Source organism: Bacteroidales bacterium (assembly GCA_029210725.1).
In the GTDB taxonomy this organism is placed as follows: Bacteria; Bacteroidota; Bacteroidia; order Bacteroidales.
Window position 1 is genome coordinate 98,465 of the sequence record JARGFM010000003.1, and the last position, 18,802, is coordinate 117,266.

Genomic DNA, 18,802 nt, shown 5'->3' on the forward strand with positions numbered 1-18,802 from the left:
TCATATGCGAATCAAGCTTGCTTGAATGAGCAGGTGGCCATAAAAATAACCAGGGCGAGCATTCGCCCTGGGGTTTTGATAGGTATTATGCAAGGTAGCCCCCGGCAGGGGCAGGGAACTTTTCGTAGAAAAGAGTCCCGTCCAGACCGCTTCTTAATTCACAAATCCCCTTTAAAATAAAGACTTACAGGGGATTTATTTTTAGGAGTGTTGTCAAGGGTGCTGTATTTAGAGGCATTTAGCTATTTTCATTAGCGGGCAAACCAGTCGGGGTTTTTATTTGAAGGTTTCTGAGCCAATAACAATCTTTATGGCCTTATCTATATCTAAAACATGAGTGGGATCCACTCCTGGGGGAGCGTTATACTTGCCGATAACGACAACATCTGGGTTAGTTGTAACATCCTGAATAAAGCCGGAGATTGTTACATTGTTTGGATATGTAACCTCGATGTCTTTTCCCATATTTGGGAGAAGCGCTTTTAGTAATTTACCAGTTTTCAAGTTATTTAGAAGATCCCGCAGAAGGCTTCTGGCTCCTGTAAAAAGGCTTGTGATGTGATTTAAATGGCTTGAGATTAATGTAGGTTGCTATTTGATGCATGTAAACTGACAAAAGTTGTATGTAGATTGTCATAAGACGATTGTCAGATCGCATAAAATTGCCGTAGATAAGATTCAGTCGCCTGTTGATTGGTATGGCAGGGCAGTGCACATGTTTAAGATGCGTGAATCAGATAAAACTATTAAATATAGTTGTATAACTATAAAATATAGTTTATATTTGTTATTGAAATACAGATGTTATGAAACTAACCAGCAGAGAAGAACAAATCATGGATTACCTGTGGGAGCATGGGACCTCTTTTGTAAAGGACATAAAAGCCTCCTTCAAGGATCCACAACCTCATTATAATACGGTTTCAACAATGGTTAGAAATCTTGAACAAAAGAAAATGGTGGACCATGAAGATTTTGGAACGACCTACAGGTATTTTGCGCTTATCTCCAAGGAAGAATTCGTAAAGGGCAACCTGAAACGTGACGTGAAAAAGTACTTTGGAAATTCCTATAAATCCCTGGTGTCTTCTCTGGTGGAGTCTGATGACCTGACTTTAAAAGAAATAAAGGAGTTGATTGAATTAGCCAAAAAAAGGAAACAATGACATTGCTTCAGTATTATTTATATGCTAATGTTTATATCCTTGCCAGCTGGATATGCTATAGGATCTGGTTGAAGAACACGATCTACTTCAGATCCGCAAGGATCTTTTTAAACTCTTCTGTAATACTGTCCTCTATTTTACCGCTATTACAACTGGGACTCACTGATTTATTAAGTAACACAAACATTGTAAATATCAGTCAGGATCTTCCAGTTATTGGAATAATTTATAATTATCAAACTGGAAATGTACCCTTGGAAACAAGCTCCTTTTCACTTGACTGGACTGTTATTGTAACCGCATTGCCCTTAACAGGTAGTACCATTACGTTTTTGATATATATGTATAAACATATAAAGATCAAGTCGCTATTAAGAAGATCAACAGGATACTTACAGCTCGAAAATGGTCTTGATGTAGTGATGTCTGATGAAATGACTATACCTTTCATTTATTTCAAAAGAATTGTTATCCCCAGCAACATCGATGACAAAGATCTTTCGCAGGTTATAAGTCATGAAATCACGCATTATCAAAAATCACATTATTTAGACAATGTGTTATTCTCACTGTTTCATGCAATCTTTTGGTTCAATCCATTTTATCTACTGTTAAGAAATGCCCAGCAACTCTATCATGAATTCCAGGTTGATGATCTGATTCTCTCAACCGGAGTTGATCCGGTGTCGTACAAGCTGTCTCTCATTAAATATAGTGTAGGACACAAATTGTATTCGCTTGCTAATGGATTATCAAACACAAACACAAAAACAAGATTACAAATGATTAATAACATTCATATCAAAAAAGGTAAATGGAGATTATACGTCCTGCTTCCAATCATGGCTATTCTCTTCACTGTTATATGCTTCGCCAATATTGAACCTAAAACTGTTGATATTCAATCAAATGCCTTAACAAACATCAGTCAGGACGACACTCTCAAACTCGAAGTTGAGTTTATTGACCCATTTCAGGGACCTGAAGGAAAGGATGTGGTCTGGCTCCAGGAAGGCGTAATAGTAGTACTTATGAATAGAAACTCTGACATCATGATAGATCGTGAAGAATTGCTGTTAGCAGATGTTGAGGAGAAAATCATATCTGTATATAGTCGTAGAATAGAGCAAATTGGTGACTATAATACTGGCAATTATCCGGAAGGCACAGACTTCGGCGTCAAAATTGCAGTTTCTAAAGATATAAAGGCCAGTATTGACGAATATCAGAAAATGTGCAATGCTATCAGTACCGCATTGTTTAAACTCCGTGAAAAGTATTCAAATAAACTATTTGATGCAGATTATGGTTCTCTGACCAATTCCGAAAACCAGGCTATTGATAAACTTATTCCGTTTAAAATCTATGGATTGAAGCCAGATAAAGATATGCATCAAAATCCAAATAAATAATCACAATCTCCAGTTTCTAATCTGAATATGGTTCTCGGTTTGGTAAGCGGTTTTACTTAACAATAATGTTCAGAGCTCTTCCAATCAGTCGATGGGCAGCGAATCGTCAGTTCCCCATTCCTGGTAGGAGGCGTCATAGAGGCGCACCGAATAACCCAGCATTCTGGCCGTAAAATAGAGGGGAGAGGCCCATATTCCGGTTCCGCAGTAGGTGATAAGGGCGACCCCGCCGGGAAGCTTTTTATCTTCAAACAGCCGGTGCAGCTCTTCCCTGGTTTTAAACAAATGGGACGAATCCTGCCGGGTGACTTCAAAAAAAGGAAGGTTGACTGCCCCTTTAATATGTCCGGGACGAGTTGAATGATCTTCCTCACCCATGCCCGAATATCTTTCACCGGTTCTGGCATCCACCAGTCTTGCATTCCCGTCGTCCAGGCTGGCAAATACTTCCTCTTTGCTTATCCTGACTTCAGCCTTGATCTTTATATCGACCTTTCCCTCACTGAAGGAACTTAGCTCCCGGCTCACCCTTTTTCCTTCTTCCTTCCAGGCCTTCAGGCCTCCCTGCAGCATGGCTGTCTGATGGCCCAGGCCGGCGTAATCCAGGGTGTAAAAGAGGCGGGAGGCCATGGGTATTGCGTTCCCATCCTGATAGCAGATGATAATTCTGGAGTTATTATTGATTCCCCATGATCTCAAAACCTTTTCCAAGTTCTCTTCAGCGGGCAGTTCATGTCGCAGGCCATTCTCCTTATTAACCAGAACATCCCAGATGGAAGCATATCTGGCCCCGGGGATATGTTCCTCGTCAAATCCGGTCTTCAGACCGTAATGCAGAACTACCAGTGAACTGTCGGTCAGATTCTCCTCCAGCCAGTCTGTCGAAACAAGAAAATCCCGGTCTTTTTGCTGTATTTGTGAGAACAAAGCAGAAAAAGGGATCAGGACCAGGCAGATGAGCAGCAACTGTACTTTTGAAATTTTCATTTTAGGTGCCTTTCGGAACATCTCGAAGTATCGCTTTTCAACATACAAATTAAAAGAATCATCACTGAGCTACCAGTCCAGCAGATAGGCAAAAATCAGTGGCACCACAATGGTCGCATCCGATTCGACAATGTACTTCGGGGTATCTGCATCCAGCTTTCCCCAGGTGATTTTTTCATTGGGAACTGCACCGGAGTAGGAACCGTAGCTGGTGGTTGAATCGGAAATCTGGCAGAAATAACTCCAGAAGGGGGTTTGGGTTCGCTCCAGGTCCTGGTAGAGCATGGGGACCACACAGATTGGAAAATCCCCGGCTATGCCTCCGCCCACCTGGAAAAATCCAAGGCCCTTCTCCCTGGTTTGTTCCGTATACCAGTCCGCCAGCCACATCATATATTCGATTCCGGATTTTACCGTCCGGGCCTGCAGCTCTCCTTTGATGCAATAGGAAGCAAAGATATTGCCCATGGTGGAGTCTTCCCATCCCGGGACCACAATGGGAAGGTTCTTTTCGGCAGCGGCCATCATCCAGCTGTCGGCGGGGTCGATTTCATAATAGGGTTCGAGCACGCCCGAATTCAGCATCCGATACATATATTCGTGGGGAAAATATCTTTCCTCTTTGCTTTCTGCCTCTTTCCAGATCCGGAAGATATGCTTTTGCAGGCGCCTGAAGGCTTCCTCTTCAGGGATGCAGGTATCGGTTACACGGTTGAGCCCCTGGTCCAGCAGTTCCCTCTCCTGGGCCGGAGTTAAATCGCGGTATCCGGGAATTCGTTTGTAGTGCTTGTGGGCCACCAGATTCATCAGGTCCTCTTCCAGGTTTGCCCCGGTACAGGAGATGATATGTACCTTATCCTGGCGGATCATTTCGGCCAGCGATTTCCCCAGTTCGGCCGTACTCATGGCTCCGGCAAGAGTGATCATCATCTTATTGCCCGTCTCAAGCTGTTTTCGGTACCCTTCAGCGGCGTCCATCAGGGCGGCCGCGTTAAAATGCCTGAAATGCTCCAGCATGAACTTGCTGATATTGGCTTTTTGTTCTTTCATTTCCTTCAATCTTAAAGATGGAATTTATAGGACAGCAGTTTGTAATAGAGTTTGGCCACCAGGAAATCGGGAGCCTTCAGGTCCCTGATTGGAGAAAATTCCACAATATCAAATCCAACAATATCTTTGGTTGAAAACACCTTTTTCAGGTATCCCAGCATCTCATACCAGTGCATTCCGCCGGGCTCAGGGGTTCCGGTCGAAGGCATCACAGAGGGGTCCAGCACGTCCAGGTCGATGCTCAGATAAACCTGCTCACCCATCAGTGCCAGAGATGCCTCCTCCCAGTTTTTACCGGATTGCATATCCCGGGCAAAGAAGCACTTCGCTGGATCCATAAATTGTTTCTCACAGCTGTCCATGCTCCGGATCCCCACCTGAATCAGGTTGGACTCTTTACTTGCTTTGTGCATGGCACAGGCGTGATTGTAGGGAGAACCCAGGTACTGCTCCCTTAAATCGGCATGGGCATCCAGCTGAAGAACGGTCAGACCGGGGAAAGCCTGCCAGTAGGCCTCCATGATTCCGATGCTGATGGAGTGCTCCCCTCCGAAGAAGGTCAGGAACTTATCGCTGGAAAGAAGATGTTGTGTTTGCTTTCTGACCACCTGGTATACCGATTCCGGAGAGGCCTTTTCTTTGATTTCCGGAAGGAGATGGATCCCTTGTTTATAGACTTCCGAATCGGTCTCGATGTCATAGAGCTCCATATTTCCGGCAGCTTCCAGGAAGGCCTCAAATCCCCGGTCGGCTCCTTTTCCCCAGGTGCTGGTGCCATCGTAAGGGATCGACTGCAGAAGAATCTCAGAACGGTCAAATTCCGCATACTTTTCCGGGATGCCCCCGAAGGTTTTCCATTCACTCATTGTATCCCAGTATATTGAACATTTCCTTAACAGATTGCTCCTCCCGGTAAACATGATCAATGATATTTCCCTTGGAATCGCGGTCGATGATTACGTGTTTCGGGGAGGGAATCAGGCAGTGTTTGATACCCCCGTAACCGCTTATGGAATCCTGGTAGGCACCGGTATGGAAGAATCCCAGGTAGAGTGGCTCCTTTTCCTGGTCTTTATATTTAGGGAGCAATACCTCCTGGTTGAGGTCCTCCGAGTTGTAATAGTCCGAATGGTCACACGAGATTCCCCCAATGTTCACCCGGCCGTATTCATGGTCCCATTTGTTGACCGGAAGCAGGATGAATTTCTCATGGATGGACCAGGCATCGGGGATGGTGTTCATCAGGCTGTTGTTGATAATGTACCAGGTTTCCGTGTCGTTCTGTATCTTCTGCTCCAGGACCTCAAAGATGATTGCTCCCGCCTCACCGACTGTGTAGCGGCCGAATTCCGTAAAAATATCGGGTTCTTTCACCTGCTCCTTGGTACAGGCCTCCTTGATGTTTTTGATGATCTCGCTGATCATGTATTCATAACTATACTCAAAGCCCAGGTGATTGCGGACAGGAAATCCGCCTCCGATATTGAAGGCCTCCAGCTTCTCACTCTCCTTTTTCAAGGTGACATAGAGTTGCAGGGCTTTCTGGAACTCCCCCCAGAAGTAGAGGGTATCCTTGATCCCTGAATCCACAAAAAAATGAAGCATCTTCAGCTCAATCTTGTCATTGTTCCGGATGTGATCCTTGAAGATGCCTATGATCCTGTCCGGCGGAATGCCCAGGCGTGAGGTATAATAGGCCGACTGGGCCTCCTCGTTGATGGCCATTCTGAGCCCTACTTTGAAGGTCACGCTGCTTTCAATCTGCAGCAGGCGCTCGAGTTCCTTCTCGCTGTCCAGGATGATAATGGAATTTGTAAAACCCGCTTCCTGCAGACTGATGATCTTCCTGAGGTAATCCTCGGTTTTAAAACCATTGTGAACAATAAGCCGCTCCTTGCTTATCTTTTTCTTCTGGTGCAGGTTCATGATCAGGTCGATATCGAAGGAGGAGGAAGTCTCGAGATCGACCTTGTGTTTTAAGGCCTCATTGATCACGTGGTAAAAGTGATTACACTTGGTACAATAGCAGAAATGATAATTTCCCTGATAAGCATTGTTCTTAATGGCTCTGTTAAACAGGTTCCTGGCCTTTTTGATCTGATCGCCAATTTTTGGCAGATAGATAAACCTGAACGGGGTTCCGTGCTTTTCAATCAGGTGTTTCAGGGATACGCCATGGAAAGTCAGGCTGCCATCTCTCAGGTCAAATCCTTCCTGTGGAAAGTAGTAGGTTTGCTCAATTAAGTCGAAATAGGTATTTTTCATTCGATAGGGCTGTATGGATTAAACTTTTTTTAATTCGTAGATGTCTTTACGCCGGTCCCTGAGATTTCGAACACTTCCAAACTGGTTCAGGTCCCTTAACAAATCGATATCACAGTCGGCGATCAGGATCATCTCGGTATTCGGGGTAGCTTCCGCCTTGATGCCATTGGCAGGAAAGGCAAAATCGCAGGGCGTGAAAACCATGGACTGGGCGTATTGAATATCCATGTTGTGTACCTTGGGCAGATTTCCGACACATCCGGCAATAGCCACATAACACTCGTTTTCGATGGCTCTGGCCTGGGCACAGTTTCTGATCCTCGAATAGCCATTCTGGGTATCGGTCAGAAAGGGCACAAATAATAGATCCATTCCTTCATCGGCCAGCAGCCGGCTTAGCTCCGGAAATTCTACGTCATAGCAAATAAGGATTCCTATCTTACCGCAATCCGTGTCAAAAACCTTAAGATTTTTACCTTTCTGCATCCCCCAGACTTTTATTTCATCCGGGGTCACGTGCAGTTTTTCATACCTTTCCGTGCTTCCGTCTCTTTTGCACAAATATCCGACATTGTAGAGATTATCGTGTACAATTTCCGGTAAACTGCCGGAGATAATATTGATGTTATAGGAGATGGCTAATTCTGAAAAGCGCTGAACGATACTCTTCGTATGCACTGCCAGCTCCCGGATGGCTTCCGGTTCTGTCAGATGATTATTTTCGGCCATCAGAGGAGCATTGAAAAACTCCGGAAACAGTGAAAAATCGGACCGGTAACCGGATACCGCATCGACAAAAAATTCGGCCTGCTGCAGCAACTCATCCAGGCTTTTGTACGGGCGCATCTGCCATTGAATCAGTCCGAGCCGGATTAACTTTTTTGTAATGCTTGCCTTTTTGCTTTTCTTCTCATAATAGATGTTGTCCCATTCCAGCAGAACCGCGTATTCATTGGATGCCTCATCACCTTCCAGATAGTTTTTCAGGATCTTGGAGGGGTGAAAATCATTGGAGATCTGAAAATTCAGCACGGGATCGGTAATCTCCTTTCGCCTCACGGCGGCAATGTATTCTTTGGGAGAGAGCTCCCCGGCGTATTTGTGATAATTGGGAATCCTTCCCCCGAATGCGACCCCTTTCAGGTTCATTCTTTCGCAAAGTTCTTTTCTGTAATCATATAGCCTCCTGCCAAGCCTCAGGCCCCTGAATTCCGGTTTGATAAATATATCTACCCCATAGAGGACATCGCCCCCGGGGGTGTGCGTATTGAAGGTATAATTTCCGGTAACTTCCCGGTAAGTATGAGTTTCATCAAACTGATCGTAGTCTACGATAAGGGATAAGGCACAGCCGGCGATCTGGCCATTGACCTTGATGACTACCTGTCCCTCCGGGAACAGTTTTATCAGCGTGGCAATATGGTGTTCCTTCCAGTAGGAGTTGGGCATGTTGCTGTAGGACTCGATCATGGTCTCTTTTAAACCTTCGTAATCGTTCAGACTGAGGAACGCCAATTCAATATTTTCTATTTCATTCACTGGTAAATAGTTGATTTATTTAATGGTCATGAAAGTTTCACAAGTGACTTCTTCTGAAAAATAACTCAAAATCTTTGCAATAGTAATAAATTGAGATGAAAAAGCATCTCTTTCCTTTTGAGAACCGCTAATCTGGTATCAGGGCCGGCCGCCGTATTTTTTAGCTAGCTGATTAGGGTGTATCTTTACCAGAGTGCTTTTTATTTATGGAACCTTTGAACAGGGAAAAAAACCGGTCTTATGAGAAAACTATTTCGCTACTTATTACATGGGCTGCTTTATTTAGCGCCCATAGCCATTACGGTGTATATCCTCTACATCATATTCAGTTTTGTAGATGGATTACTGAAGGAATGGCTGGGAACTCTGCTGGGTTTTACCATTCCGGGACTGGGACTTATCCTTACCGTGGTCTTGCTGATTTTAATCGGGATGCTGGGTCAGACTTTTATCGCGAGGCCCTTTAAGTCGCTGTTTAACAAGTTATTGAAAAAGGTCCCCTTACTAAAAGTCATCTACTCGGCATTAAATGATCTGTTTTCTGCCTTTGTGGGTAAAGAGAGAAAATTTAACCGGCCCGTACTGGTAAAAGTGAATAAGTCCCTTGATCTTGAAAAGCTTGGATTTCTTACTGAAGAGGACCTGTCTCTGATTGGCAGAAAGAAAAAAGTGGCCGTTTATTTTCCTCATTCCTACAACTGGTCGGGAGAACTTTTTCTTGTCCCGGCAGAACTGGTCAAGCCTATTGATGTACCTCCCGCTGAAGTGATGAAATTTATCGTGTCCGCCGGTGTGGCTGACTGGGATTAGGCTTTCTTAAAACAAGATAAGGATGGATAATACACTGTTTTTTACATTGTTTATTGTTGTCATTGTGGGTATCCTGATGTTGGACCTGCTGGTGATCGGAAGGAAGAGCCATGAAGTTACAACCAGGGAAGCCGCCATCTGGACAGGGATTTGAATCTCCCTGGCTTTTATTTTTTCCCTTTTTCTTCGGATTTCAGGCGATTTTATTCATGGGATCGGTTCCATGGATGAGCTTCTACAGGTATTGCATAAATATTACCCGTATCTCACCCCGTTTGAGGGTGGTTATGAGGAGGGGATTGACCTGTTAAGGAAAAGCCTTTCCATTAATTTTATTTCCGGATATCTGATCGAAGAGTCCCTGTCGATTGATAATCTTTTTGTTATGATGGCAATCCTGAAAGCCTTCTCGGTGAGGAAAAGCAGTTATAAACGGGTGCTCTTTTGGGGAATCCTGGGAGCGATTGTCATGCGCATGTTTTTCATATTTGCAGGTTCGGCCCTGATAAGCCGGTTTGAGTGGTTGTTATATCTGTTTGGAGCCTATCTTTTGTATGCGGGCATCAAGATGTTCCTGAACAGAAACAAGGAAACACAGGTTCAACCCCAGGATCATCCTGTGGTGAAGTTCCTGTCAAAAAAATTCAGAGTTTTCCCCCGCTATGTCAATGGCCGTTTTTTCATCAGGAAAGGCAGCCTGATCTACATCACTCCGCTGTTTATTGTATTGGTTTTGATTGAGATCTCGGACCTTATCTTCGCGATGGATTCCATTCCGGCCATCTTCGGTATTACACGTGATCCCTATATTGTGTTTTTTTCCAATGTTTTTGCCATTCTGGGATTGCGCTCCATGTTCTTCCTGCTAATTAAGGTGGTCGAAAAGTTCTATCTTCTGAAAGTGGCTGTATCCCTGCTATTGCTTTTTGTGGGAATGAAACTGATTGCACATGAATGGCTGACTCATATCGGATACAGGCCCGTAATTTCCCTGTACATAATTGCCGGGACCCTTGGTCTAAGTATCCTGCTTTCCATACTCTTTCCTAAAAAAACCGGACCTGTCGGGTGAACAAGTCCGTAGATCGTTATAAAATTAATTGCCTGGGCTTATGCCTTTTCAAACTTAGGAACTAACTTTAGGAACCAGATATATTCCAACTCCACTTTAAATTCAAATACCTATGAAAAAATCATTCAGATTTAGCTTTCTGCCCTGCATCTGGACAATTGCATCCGTCCTGTTCATACTTACTTCCTTAGACCTGAAGGCCTCTGTCATTCAGGAGGGTGATACGACGCAGTGGAGGCAGCTGTTTAACGGAAAGGACCTGAGCGGGTGGAAACATGCGGGACAGGGCCATATGTCGGTAGAGAACGGAATGATCAGAGGGCATGGCGGAATGGGCCTGCTTTACTGGGCCGGGGAAAAGTTCGGCAACTGCAGGATCCGGGTGGTATTTAAGATGGAGAAAACAAACAGCAACTCCGGGGTTTTTGTAAGAATCCCCATCGAGCCCTACGAGGAGTGGATGCCGGTATTTTACGGGCACGAGATTCAGATCGATAACATGCCGGAGCTATCCAACGAGACCGAGTACCATTCCACCGGGATGATCTACTCGCTTACCAAACCTCTGGTTCCCCATATGGGGAAACCGGGACCTGAATGGAACACCCTTGAGATCACCCTGGACGGACCACACACCATGGTCTATCTGAATGGGGTGAAGGTGACCGATTATACGGATGGGGATCCGGTACCTGACAGAGTGTGGGACTTCGAGCCCTACCGGGGGCCCCGGCCCGATTATGGATATATAGGCGTCCAGAACCACGGCGAAGAGGATGTGGTGTATTTTAAGGAGGTGGCCGTAAAACCACTCCGTTGATTGCAGATGTGTAACCCTTAATTAAACAAAGGATGAAAGCAAGTGATATTTCCCGAAGAAAATTTGTAAAGGTGGCGGCCGCCGGATCGGCTGCATTTACCATTCTTCCCAATCACACCGTCAGCGGCCTGGGGCATGTGCTTCCCAGCGATAAACTGCATATTGCGGCGGTGGGAGTGGGGGGACAGGGCGCCTTCGACCTGGACCGTTTTGCAAGCGCTCCCAAAGAAAATGCGGTGATCTCCTGCCTGTGTGATGTGGACGACAGGCAGTCCGCTTCCGGCAGGAAAAAATTTCCCAAAGCCCCCTATTACCACGACTGGAGAGAAATGTTTGAGAAAGAGCATAAGAATTTTGATGCGGTAACTGTGGCCATTCCGGACCATAATCATGCAGTGGTGGGTCTGGCCGCCATGCAGCTTCGCAAGCACCTCTATCTTCAGAAGCCGCTGACCCATGATATTTATGAGGCCCGGGTTCTTACGGAGGCTTCTGAGAAATACCGTGTGGTGACCCAGATGGGCGATCAGGGCAATTCCGGCGACGGGATGCGGACCCTGCGCGAATGGATAGAGGCAGACGTGCTGGGGGATATAGAGAAAGTCTATTGCTGGACGGACCGGCCGGTCTGGCCCCAGGGGATCAAATGGCCTGCCTCCGGGTCCCCGGTTCCCGGGGAACTCCACTGGGACCTGTGGCTGGGCACGGCTCAGGAGACCGATTACATAGAGAACCTGGTGCCCTTTAACTGGAGGGGCTGGTGGCGTTTCGGAACCGGTGCCCTGGGGGATATGGGGTGCCACATCATTGGTCCGCCCTTCAAATTGCTGGAACTGGATTATCCCACCGAGGTGTCCTGCAGTGCCAGCACGACTTACAAAGGGATCTTCGAGGAGGCCATCTATCCCGAAAGCGGACCTGTGGCCAGTTCCATCAAGTTCAAATACCGGATGAAAAACGGGAAAAACCTGGATCTCTATTGGATGGACGGGGGGATTACCCCCGAGTTTCCCGGGGAGCTTGATCCCGATCAGAATATGAATGAGATTCTGGGCGACTGGCCGGGTGTGGGCGATTATGAAGGGGCCACTCTCTTTATCGGGAGTAAAGGGAAGGCGGCCTGCGGCTGGGGCGGCCGGAATCCCATATTGCTTCCCCTGAGCAGGAACGAAAAGGTAAAAATAGCCCCCAGGTACCCCCGGATCGAAGGAGGGATGGATGGCCATTACTGGCAGTTCATTGATGCCTGCATTGCCGGATACGGAAATGCCGAGGTGGATTCTCCCTTTGCGGGTTACGCAGGCCCCTTAACCGAAACCGTACTGATGGGTAACCTGCTTTTAAGGAGCTTTAATATCCGGGAGAAGGTGCTGCGGCAGGATCCGGTGTACGGAGAAATGGAAGGCTATGTCTTTCCCGGACGTTATATCAACTATAAATGGGACGGGGAGAATATGAGGATCACCAATTTTGAACAGGCCAACCAGTTTGTCAGAAGAGAATACCGGAAAGGCTGGGGTTCCCTGGAACTCTGATCTAACCGGTATAAGCAAGATTGGGGCGAAAATCCAGCCGGAGTATCCGGTCCTACATGCGGAAAGTGTGGGTATACTTCAGCAGGAGGGCCCGGCTGTAACAGGACGGTGGTTCCGGGATGGAACCCGGCTGCATGAAACCACGGTATTCATTATATACCAGGTAAAAGTCATTTCCTTCCCGGGGATTGTACCTGATACGGAAGTTCCCGATAAAGGCATTGTTCCCGTTATTCAATTGTACGAAGGTGCTTATGGATAAGCGGGTGCTGTACATGTAAAGGACATTGATCCGTGCTATATGGCTTCTCAGTTGCTGGTTCCTATCAGGGAAACTGATGGCATTAATCTGATAGGCACCGGAAAGCTGAAAGCTCGACGAAAGATTCAGAATGGGCGATGCTTCCACAGAAAGGATGTTCCCGTCGAAGAATTCTCCGGCTTCCATACTGAACATGGCAGAAACTGGCTGAGAGGAGGGGGTAAATATCCTGGCCTGTGCATTTATAAAGGCATATTCCCCGGCAGGAACCAGGGCCTCGTCGGAAAGCTCAAAGTCTTCATCGACCCCCTCTTTCAAATATTTTAACTCGATAAAGGTGCCAAATCCTTTTTTCGTGTTAAGAAACCATCCGGGAGAAATTTCCATGGCCTCCAGTCCGCCGTCCGATATCCTGGAATACCTCTGAACCTGGAACATGGGCCTGGAACTGAATATTTTCGAGTTTTCCCCATACATCCACCCATACTGGAGCCTGGTATTGAAACCCTGGATGTCGTTCCGCCTTAGGAATCCCATGTCGGGATTCATTTGTTCCCCGGTGAAGTTATAGGAGAGATCATAGGCAAAGCCCTCATCGGTGCGTCTTTCCCATTTTATTCCGGCAAAAGTGGGATCGGACGAAAAAACGTTGTTTTCGGCACCTGTTTCAAAGGTCTGGGCAAACCTCACATCCAGGTAATCATCCCCGAACAGCCGGAAGATCCCATCCAGGCCATAAGCCATGTTGTAGTCGCCATTGGTGCCGATCCGGGAAGTCATGATGCCACCCACGTACGAATTGGGATTGATGACCTGTCTTCTCAGGCGGGCCACTCCAAAGTTTTCAGAGGGATTTTCCAGGTATCCTGCCGTCTGCATATCCAGGATCCCCACATCCCATTTGTTGATCCGTCCCGTCATCCTGGCCCCTCCGTAGATGCGTACCTGCTCATCGTCCACCAGGCCGATTCTCCTGCTGTAAAATAGATTATCCGAGCGTCCGCCCAGGCTGAAATTGAATATCCCTGACCGCTCCTGGAAGAAGAGGCGCTTCTCCGGAAAAAACATGGAATACCTGGTCAGGTTGATCTGCTGATCGTCCGCTTCCACCTGGGCAAAATCAGTATTGGCTGTGAGATCCAGGGTCAGGTTGCTGGTCAGGCTGTATTTTACATCCAGACCGGCTTCCAATTTTGGTTTAGCTTCATGGAGATATACCGTTTCCTCTTCATTTAATTCATTGGTGCCGGAATAACCGCCCAGTACATAAGGGGATATATAGAGGGGATTGCGGGATTGTATCTTTTCAAATTCAATGCTTTGTGCCTGGGAGGGTTTCATATAGGCACTAAACCCATATCTGGGATCTATGGGCGGGTAAGTGGCCATTTCATTCTTATAGCTGATCCTGCGATCCACGATCAATCCCATTCGCGTGATCCCGAGTTCGGTCTGAAAGCGGAGGCTCGAGAAGGGGATCCGCATCTCCACGTACCAGCCCTGTTCATCTCTGGTGGTTTCCACATCCCAGAAGGTGTTCCAGCTCCGGTTGATGGAACCTACTCCACCGGCGCCACCTTCTGCATCGTTTGATACGGTATAATCGATCCGGGCCCCCGAGGGCATGGTCATAAATGCCAGGGCATTTTCATTGTCGTCATAGGAGTCCAGGATGATCCCGAAGGAGTCGGAATTCCTCGATTCTTCATCCCTTCTTTTGCTGGTGGAGGTAATGTTGTCCGGATCCCTGCTGTACAGCCTGGCCCCAACCCATAGGTACTCCTGGTCATATCCGATCATGACCTCGCTTCTCTCCGAGGGTTCTGCCCCAAAATTCGGAGAACTGACCACCAGGGGAAACTTGCTGGCCCCTTCCCAGACCTCCTCATCCGGATATCCGTCGAAATTCACCGGGCCGGAAATCTGACCGATCCGGACCGGTTCCTGGGAAAAAAGGCTCACCGGATTAAGTAGCAACAGAGCTATTACTGGGAGGAAAAAAACAGAATTGCAGGATGGGGCAGTACTCATAAAGGATCAGTTAGTTTTTGGAAGAGGCTGTTTACAGTCTCCTGGATCATTGCTTAGATACGCTGCGCGCTTAAAAGTTTAACAGAAATACTAAAATTTCAGGTTTCTTCACTTTCAAAAAAATCCCCTGTAAACAATTTGATCACAGGGGATTTTTGTATTATAGTAATTGTCCGATTCAGGCCAGGATATCCCCGGTGATATTGTTGATACTGGTTTCTATGCCTTCAAAAGGTTTCCCGTTACCCTGGTTGTCGTCTTCCACAAAAAAGTGCTTCATTCCGGCTAGTTCCTTTTCTGCCATGATTCTCTTAAAATCAATTTTGCCTGCTCCAACCGGTGAAATATCATCCTTGATGACATCGAAATATGGCGGAGTTTCCTCATACATATCCTTCAGGTGAAAGAGCTGGAAACGGCCGGGATATTTCTTAAACATCTCCACGGGATCCTGTCCGGCCTTGGTAACCCAGTACAGGTCGATCTCCATGGTGATCAGGTCAGCATCCATTTCCGTCATGAAAAGGTCATAATAGGGAACAATCCCGTCGATGTTCAGAAACTCAAAATTGTGATTGTGGTAACCAAACTGGATGCCTGTTTCCTTCATGATCTGTCCCACCTGATTCCAGTCAGCGATCATCCTTTTATAGGATTCAATGTTGCGATCGACTTCCTCTACCCAGGGCTGAATACAGTATTTCGCATCCAGGGCTGCATGTGCATCGGCCATGATCCTGGCATTGTCCAGGGTGATCCCTGCTGCTTCCACCATGGTATGGCTGCTCAGGATCTCCATACCCAGGTCGTTGACCATCTTTTTAAATTCTGCGGGTGCATACCCATAGAATTTCCCATCTGTATACCCGGCCAGTTCCAGGTATTTATAACCCATGTCGGAGACTTTCTGCAAGGAACCGGGCACATCTTCTGCCACGGCGTCACGAATGCTGTAGAGCTGAAGTCCGACCCCGTAGCTTTTTTTGTCATCTGCTGCAACCGAGGTGCAACCTAAAGGGCCCAGCGCCATCACTCCCAGGGCGCCGGCTGCCGAGGTTTTTATAAACCCTCTTCTGTTTTGCTTAACTTTCATAATGTTTGGTTTTGAACGTCTCGAAATTACAGATTTTTTGTGCTTCATACAATAGCTCCGGGAACGCTATTCTGCATCCGTGATTTCTTCCTGTTTTTCGCAACGAAACAGAATAGATTTGTTCTCAACATCCACTACCACATGCATCCCCGGGGTGACTTTCCCTTCCAGCATGGCGATGGACAAAGCGTCGAGGATCTTTTTCTGAATAAGCCGTTTTAGCGGCCTGGCACCGAACTGCATGTCAAATCCCTCACTTATCAGGTATTTCACGCATTGGCCGGTAAGCTCCATGGAGATATTCTGCCTGGCAAGCTGCTTTCCCAGATGTCCGATCTGGATCTCCAGGATCCCTTCCATATGATCCCTGGTAAGGGGTTTGAACATCACCAATTCATCGATACGGTTCAGAAACTCCGGACGGACACTGCGTTTCAGCAGCTCAAATACCTGGTTTTTGGTTCTTTCAATGATCTGGTCCAGATTGGATTCATCCATGTTCTCAAAATTCTCCATGATGAGGTCGGATCCCAGATTGGAGGTCATAATAATAATGGTATTCTTGAAGTTGGCCATCCGGCCTTTGTTGTCCGTGAGCCTGCCATCTTCAAGCACCTGGAGCAGGATGTTGAAGGTATCCGGATGGGCCTTTTCAATTTCATCCAGCAAAATGACAGAATAGGGTTTTCTTCTGACCGCTTCCGTGAGCTGGCCACCTTCTTCATAACCCACGTATCCCGGAGGGGCTCCCACCAGCCTGGAGACAGAGTGCTTTTCCTGGTATTCGCTCATATCGATGCGGGTTATTAAGGACTCATCGTTGAACAGGTATTCTGCCAGGGCTCTGGCAAGCTCGGTTTTTCCCACCCCGGTGGTCCCCAGAAAAAGGAAGGATCCGACAGGTCTTTTTTCGTCGGAGAGCCCGGCCCTGCTTCTCCGGATCGAGTTGGCAACCGCTTCAATGGCCTCCTCCTGGCCCACCACCCGGTGATGTAACTCTTCTTCAATCTTTAATAGTTTTTCCCGGTCGTTCTGAAGCATCTTACTTACCGGGATACCTGTCCATTTGGAAACCACAGCAGCAATGTCTTCGGAAGTAATCTCTTCTCTCACAAGCCGGTTTCCGTTTTCATTGTTTTCATTCAACTGACCGACATACTTCTTCAGGTTCTCTTCCTGCTGGGGCAACTGGCCGTAGCGGATCTCTGCCACACGGCCCAGGTCGCCTTCCCTTTCGGCTTTTTCAGCCTGATATTTCAAGTCTTCCAGGGCCTGTTTGGTCTTCTGAATCTCCGAAACCACATTTTTTTCCATCTGCCACTGGGCCGAGAGCTGTTTTTGCTCTTCTTCCAGTTCGGACAGTTGTTTTCCTATTTGTTCCACCCTGGCTTTGTCCTTTTCACGTTTAAAGGCCTCTCGTTCGATCTCCAGTTGCTGTATTTTCCTGTCGAGGGCATCTATGACTTCGGGTTTCGAATTCATTTCCAGCCGCAGGTGGGCTGCTGCCTCATCGATCAGGTCGATGGCTTTATCCGGCAGGAAGCGGTCGTTGATGTAGCGGATGGAATACTGTACGGCGCTGATGATGGCCTCATCGCGGATCCTGATCTTGTGGTAGTTTTCGTATCTCTCTTTAATACCACGCAAAATGGAGATGGCATCCTCTTCACTGGGCTCATCCACCATCACCCTCTGGAAGCGCCTTTCCAGGGCCTTGTCTTTTTCGAAGTATTTCTGGTATTCATTGAGTGTAGTGGCTCCGATGGCACGCAGATCACCGCGTGACAGGGCAGGTTTCAGGATATTGGCCGCGTCCATGGCTCCTTCTCCGCCACCACCGGCACCCACCAGGGTGTGGATCTCGTCAATAAACATAATGATCCGGCCATCCGAGCCGATGACCTCATTGACCACGGCCTTGAGCCTCTCTTCAAACTCTCCCTTATATTTGGCGCCGGCAATCAGGGCCCCCATATCCAGCGAGTAGATCTCCTTGCTTAGCAGGTCCTCGGGGACATCTCCGCTGGCGATCCGGAGGGCAATGCCTTCGGCTATGGCTGTTTTACCCACCCCCGGCTCGCCCACCAGAATGGGATTATTCTTGGTTCTCCGGGAAAGTATCTGAAGCACGCGCCGGATCTCTTCATCCCGTCCTATTACCGGATCGAGCTTCCCGTTTTCTGCCTGCTTGTTCAGATGAATGGCATACCGGTCCAGGGCATGGTAGGTTTCTTCGGCTGACTGGCTTTGAGCCCTGGAACCCTTCCGAAATTCCCTGATGGCCGATTTCAGATCCTTTTCATTTACTCCTGCATCCTTCAGGATCTCACTGGCCTTATCCCTGGTCTGAAGGATCCCCAGCAATAAATGCTCCAGGGTTACATATTCGTCGTCGAAATCTTTCCGGGCCGAAAGAGCATGATTTAAGGCTTTTCCGGCACCTTCAGAAAGATATTGCTGCCCTCCGCTCACGTGAGGATAGCCTCTCAGGAGCTCGTCCAGGGCAAGGCTGAAGCTGTTCAGGTCGGCCGACAACTTTTGAAACAGATGAGGAATCACACTCTCATCCACCAGCAGGACCCCTTTGAGCAGGTGTCCGCATTCAATCGATTGGTTCTCATTTTCCAATGCCAGCTGCTGTGCTCTTTGCACGGCTTCCTGGGCTTTGATGGTATATTTATTCAGGTCCATTTGTTAATCCTCTTTTTCAGATTTACTAATCTGCCTTTGATCAAAATCTGCGCCATACGGAAGACAGGC

General features: G+C 47.2%; 14 protein-coding genes and 1 pseudogene. 6 read left to right on the plus strand and 9 right to left on the minus strand.

The features are described 5' to 3' along the window. Window positions 1-276: 276 nt before the first annotated feature. Window positions 277-465, minus strand: coding sequence for a hypothetical protein (locus P1P86_02645; GenBank protein MDF1574074.1), 189 nt, complete (start codon window positions 463-465; stop codon window positions 277-279). 341 nt (window positions 466-806) lie between these two features. Between P1P86_02645 and P1P86_02650 the strand changes: the two genes are divergently transcribed. Together P1P86_02650 and P1P86_02655 are read left to right on the plus strand one after the other, a co-directional pair. Then, complete coding sequence (locus P1P86_02650) at window positions 807-1,166, plus strand: BlaI/MecI/CopY family transcriptional regulator (GenBank protein MDF1574075.1); 360 nt, start codon at window positions 807-809, stop codon at window positions 1,164-1,166. 68 nt (window positions 1,167-1,234) lie between these two features. After that, window positions 1,235-2,578, plus strand: a complete 1,344-nt coding sequence (locus P1P86_02655) for a M56 family metallopeptidase (protein MDF1574076.1) — start codon at window positions 1,235-1,237, stop codon at window positions 2,576-2,578. A gap of 84 nt (window positions 2,579-2,662) precedes the next feature. Here P1P86_02655 and P1P86_02660 read toward each other — a convergent pair whose 3' ends face one another. The 5 genes from P1P86_02660 to P1P86_02680 form a co-directional block, all read right to left on the minus strand. After that, the gene (locus tag P1P86_02660) at window positions 2,663-3,565 is read right to left on the minus strand and encodes a sulfurtransferase (protein ID MDF1574077.1); all 903 of its coding nucleotides are present in this window, start codon (window positions 3,563-3,565) and stop codon (window positions 2,663-2,665) included. Window positions 3,566-3,634: 69 nt separating this feature from the next. Then, window positions 3,635-4,615, minus strand: coding sequence for a deoxyhypusine synthase family protein (locus P1P86_02665; protein ID MDF1574078.1), 981 nt, complete (start codon window positions 4,613-4,615; stop codon window positions 3,635-3,637). Between the two features lie 11 nt (window positions 4,616-4,626). Further along, the gene (gene speB / locus P1P86_02670; GenBank protein MDF1574079.1) at window positions 4,627-5,481 is read right to left on the minus strand and encodes an agmatinase; all 855 of its coding nucleotides are present in this window, start codon (window positions 5,479-5,481) and stop codon (window positions 4,627-4,629) included. Next, the gene (locus P1P86_02675) at window positions 5,474-6,880 is read right to left on the minus strand and encodes an arginine decarboxylase (GenBank protein ID MDF1574080.1); all 1,407 of its coding nucleotides are present in this window, start codon (window positions 6,878-6,880) and stop codon (window positions 5,474-5,476) included. Before P1P86_02675 ends, speB begins: the two co-directional genes overlap by 8 nt. Before the next feature lie 18 nt (window positions 6,881-6,898). Next, window positions 6,899-8,419 carry a bifunctional GNAT family N-acetyltransferase/carbon-nitrogen hydrolase family protein gene (locus P1P86_02680; GenBank protein ID MDF1574081.1) on the minus strand — a complete coding sequence of 507 codons (1,521 nt, stop codon included), beginning with the start codon at window positions 8,417-8,419 and terminating at the stop codon, window positions 6,899-6,901. Between the two features lie 240 nt (window positions 8,420-8,659). Between P1P86_02680 and P1P86_02685 the strand changes: the two genes are divergently transcribed. From P1P86_02685 to P1P86_02700, 4 genes and pseudogenes are all read left to right on the plus strand, one after another. Further along, a complete protein-coding gene (locus tag P1P86_02685; GenBank protein MDF1574082.1) occupies window positions 8,660-9,229 on the plus strand; it encodes a DUF502 domain-containing protein in 570 nt (189 codons plus the stop codon). A 22-nt stretch (window positions 9,230-9,251) separates the two neighbouring features. Beyond that, a pseudogene (locus P1P86_02690) lies at window positions 9,252-10,301 on the plus strand (TerC/Alx family metal homeostasis membrane protein). 112 nt (window positions 10,302-10,413) lie between these two features. Next, a complete protein-coding gene (locus tag P1P86_02695) occupies window positions 10,414-11,121 on the plus strand; it encodes a DUF1080 domain-containing protein (GenBank protein ID MDF1574083.1) in 708 nt (235 codons plus the stop codon). Window positions 11,122-11,153: 32 nt separating this feature from the next. Then, complete coding sequence (locus P1P86_02700; protein MDF1574084.1) at window positions 11,154-12,656, plus strand: Gfo/Idh/MocA family oxidoreductase; 1,503 nt, start codon at window positions 11,154-11,156, stop codon at window positions 12,654-12,656. Window positions 12,657-12,708: 52 nt separating this feature from the next. On the opposite strand, the gene P1P86_02705 is transcribed toward P1P86_02700, so the two are convergent. From P1P86_02705 to clpB, 3 genes are all read right to left on the minus strand, one after another. Beyond that, window positions 12,709-14,880, minus strand: a complete 2,172-nt coding sequence (locus tag P1P86_02705; GenBank protein MDF1574085.1) for a DUF5916 domain-containing protein — start codon at window positions 14,878-14,880, stop codon at window positions 12,709-12,711. Window positions 14,881-15,127: 247 nt separating this feature from the next. Beyond that, window positions 15,128-16,042 carry a sugar phosphate isomerase/epimerase gene (locus P1P86_02710; GenBank protein MDF1574086.1) on the minus strand — a complete coding sequence of 305 codons (915 nt, stop codon included), beginning with the start codon at window positions 16,040-16,042 and terminating at the stop codon, window positions 15,128-15,130. A gap of 66 nt (window positions 16,043-16,108) precedes the next feature. Beyond that, complete coding sequence (gene clpB, locus P1P86_02715; protein MDF1574087.1) at window positions 16,109-18,733, minus strand: ATP-dependent chaperone ClpB; 2,625 nt, start codon at window positions 18,731-18,733, stop codon at window positions 16,109-16,111. Window positions 18,734-18,802 lie beyond the last annotated feature (69 nt).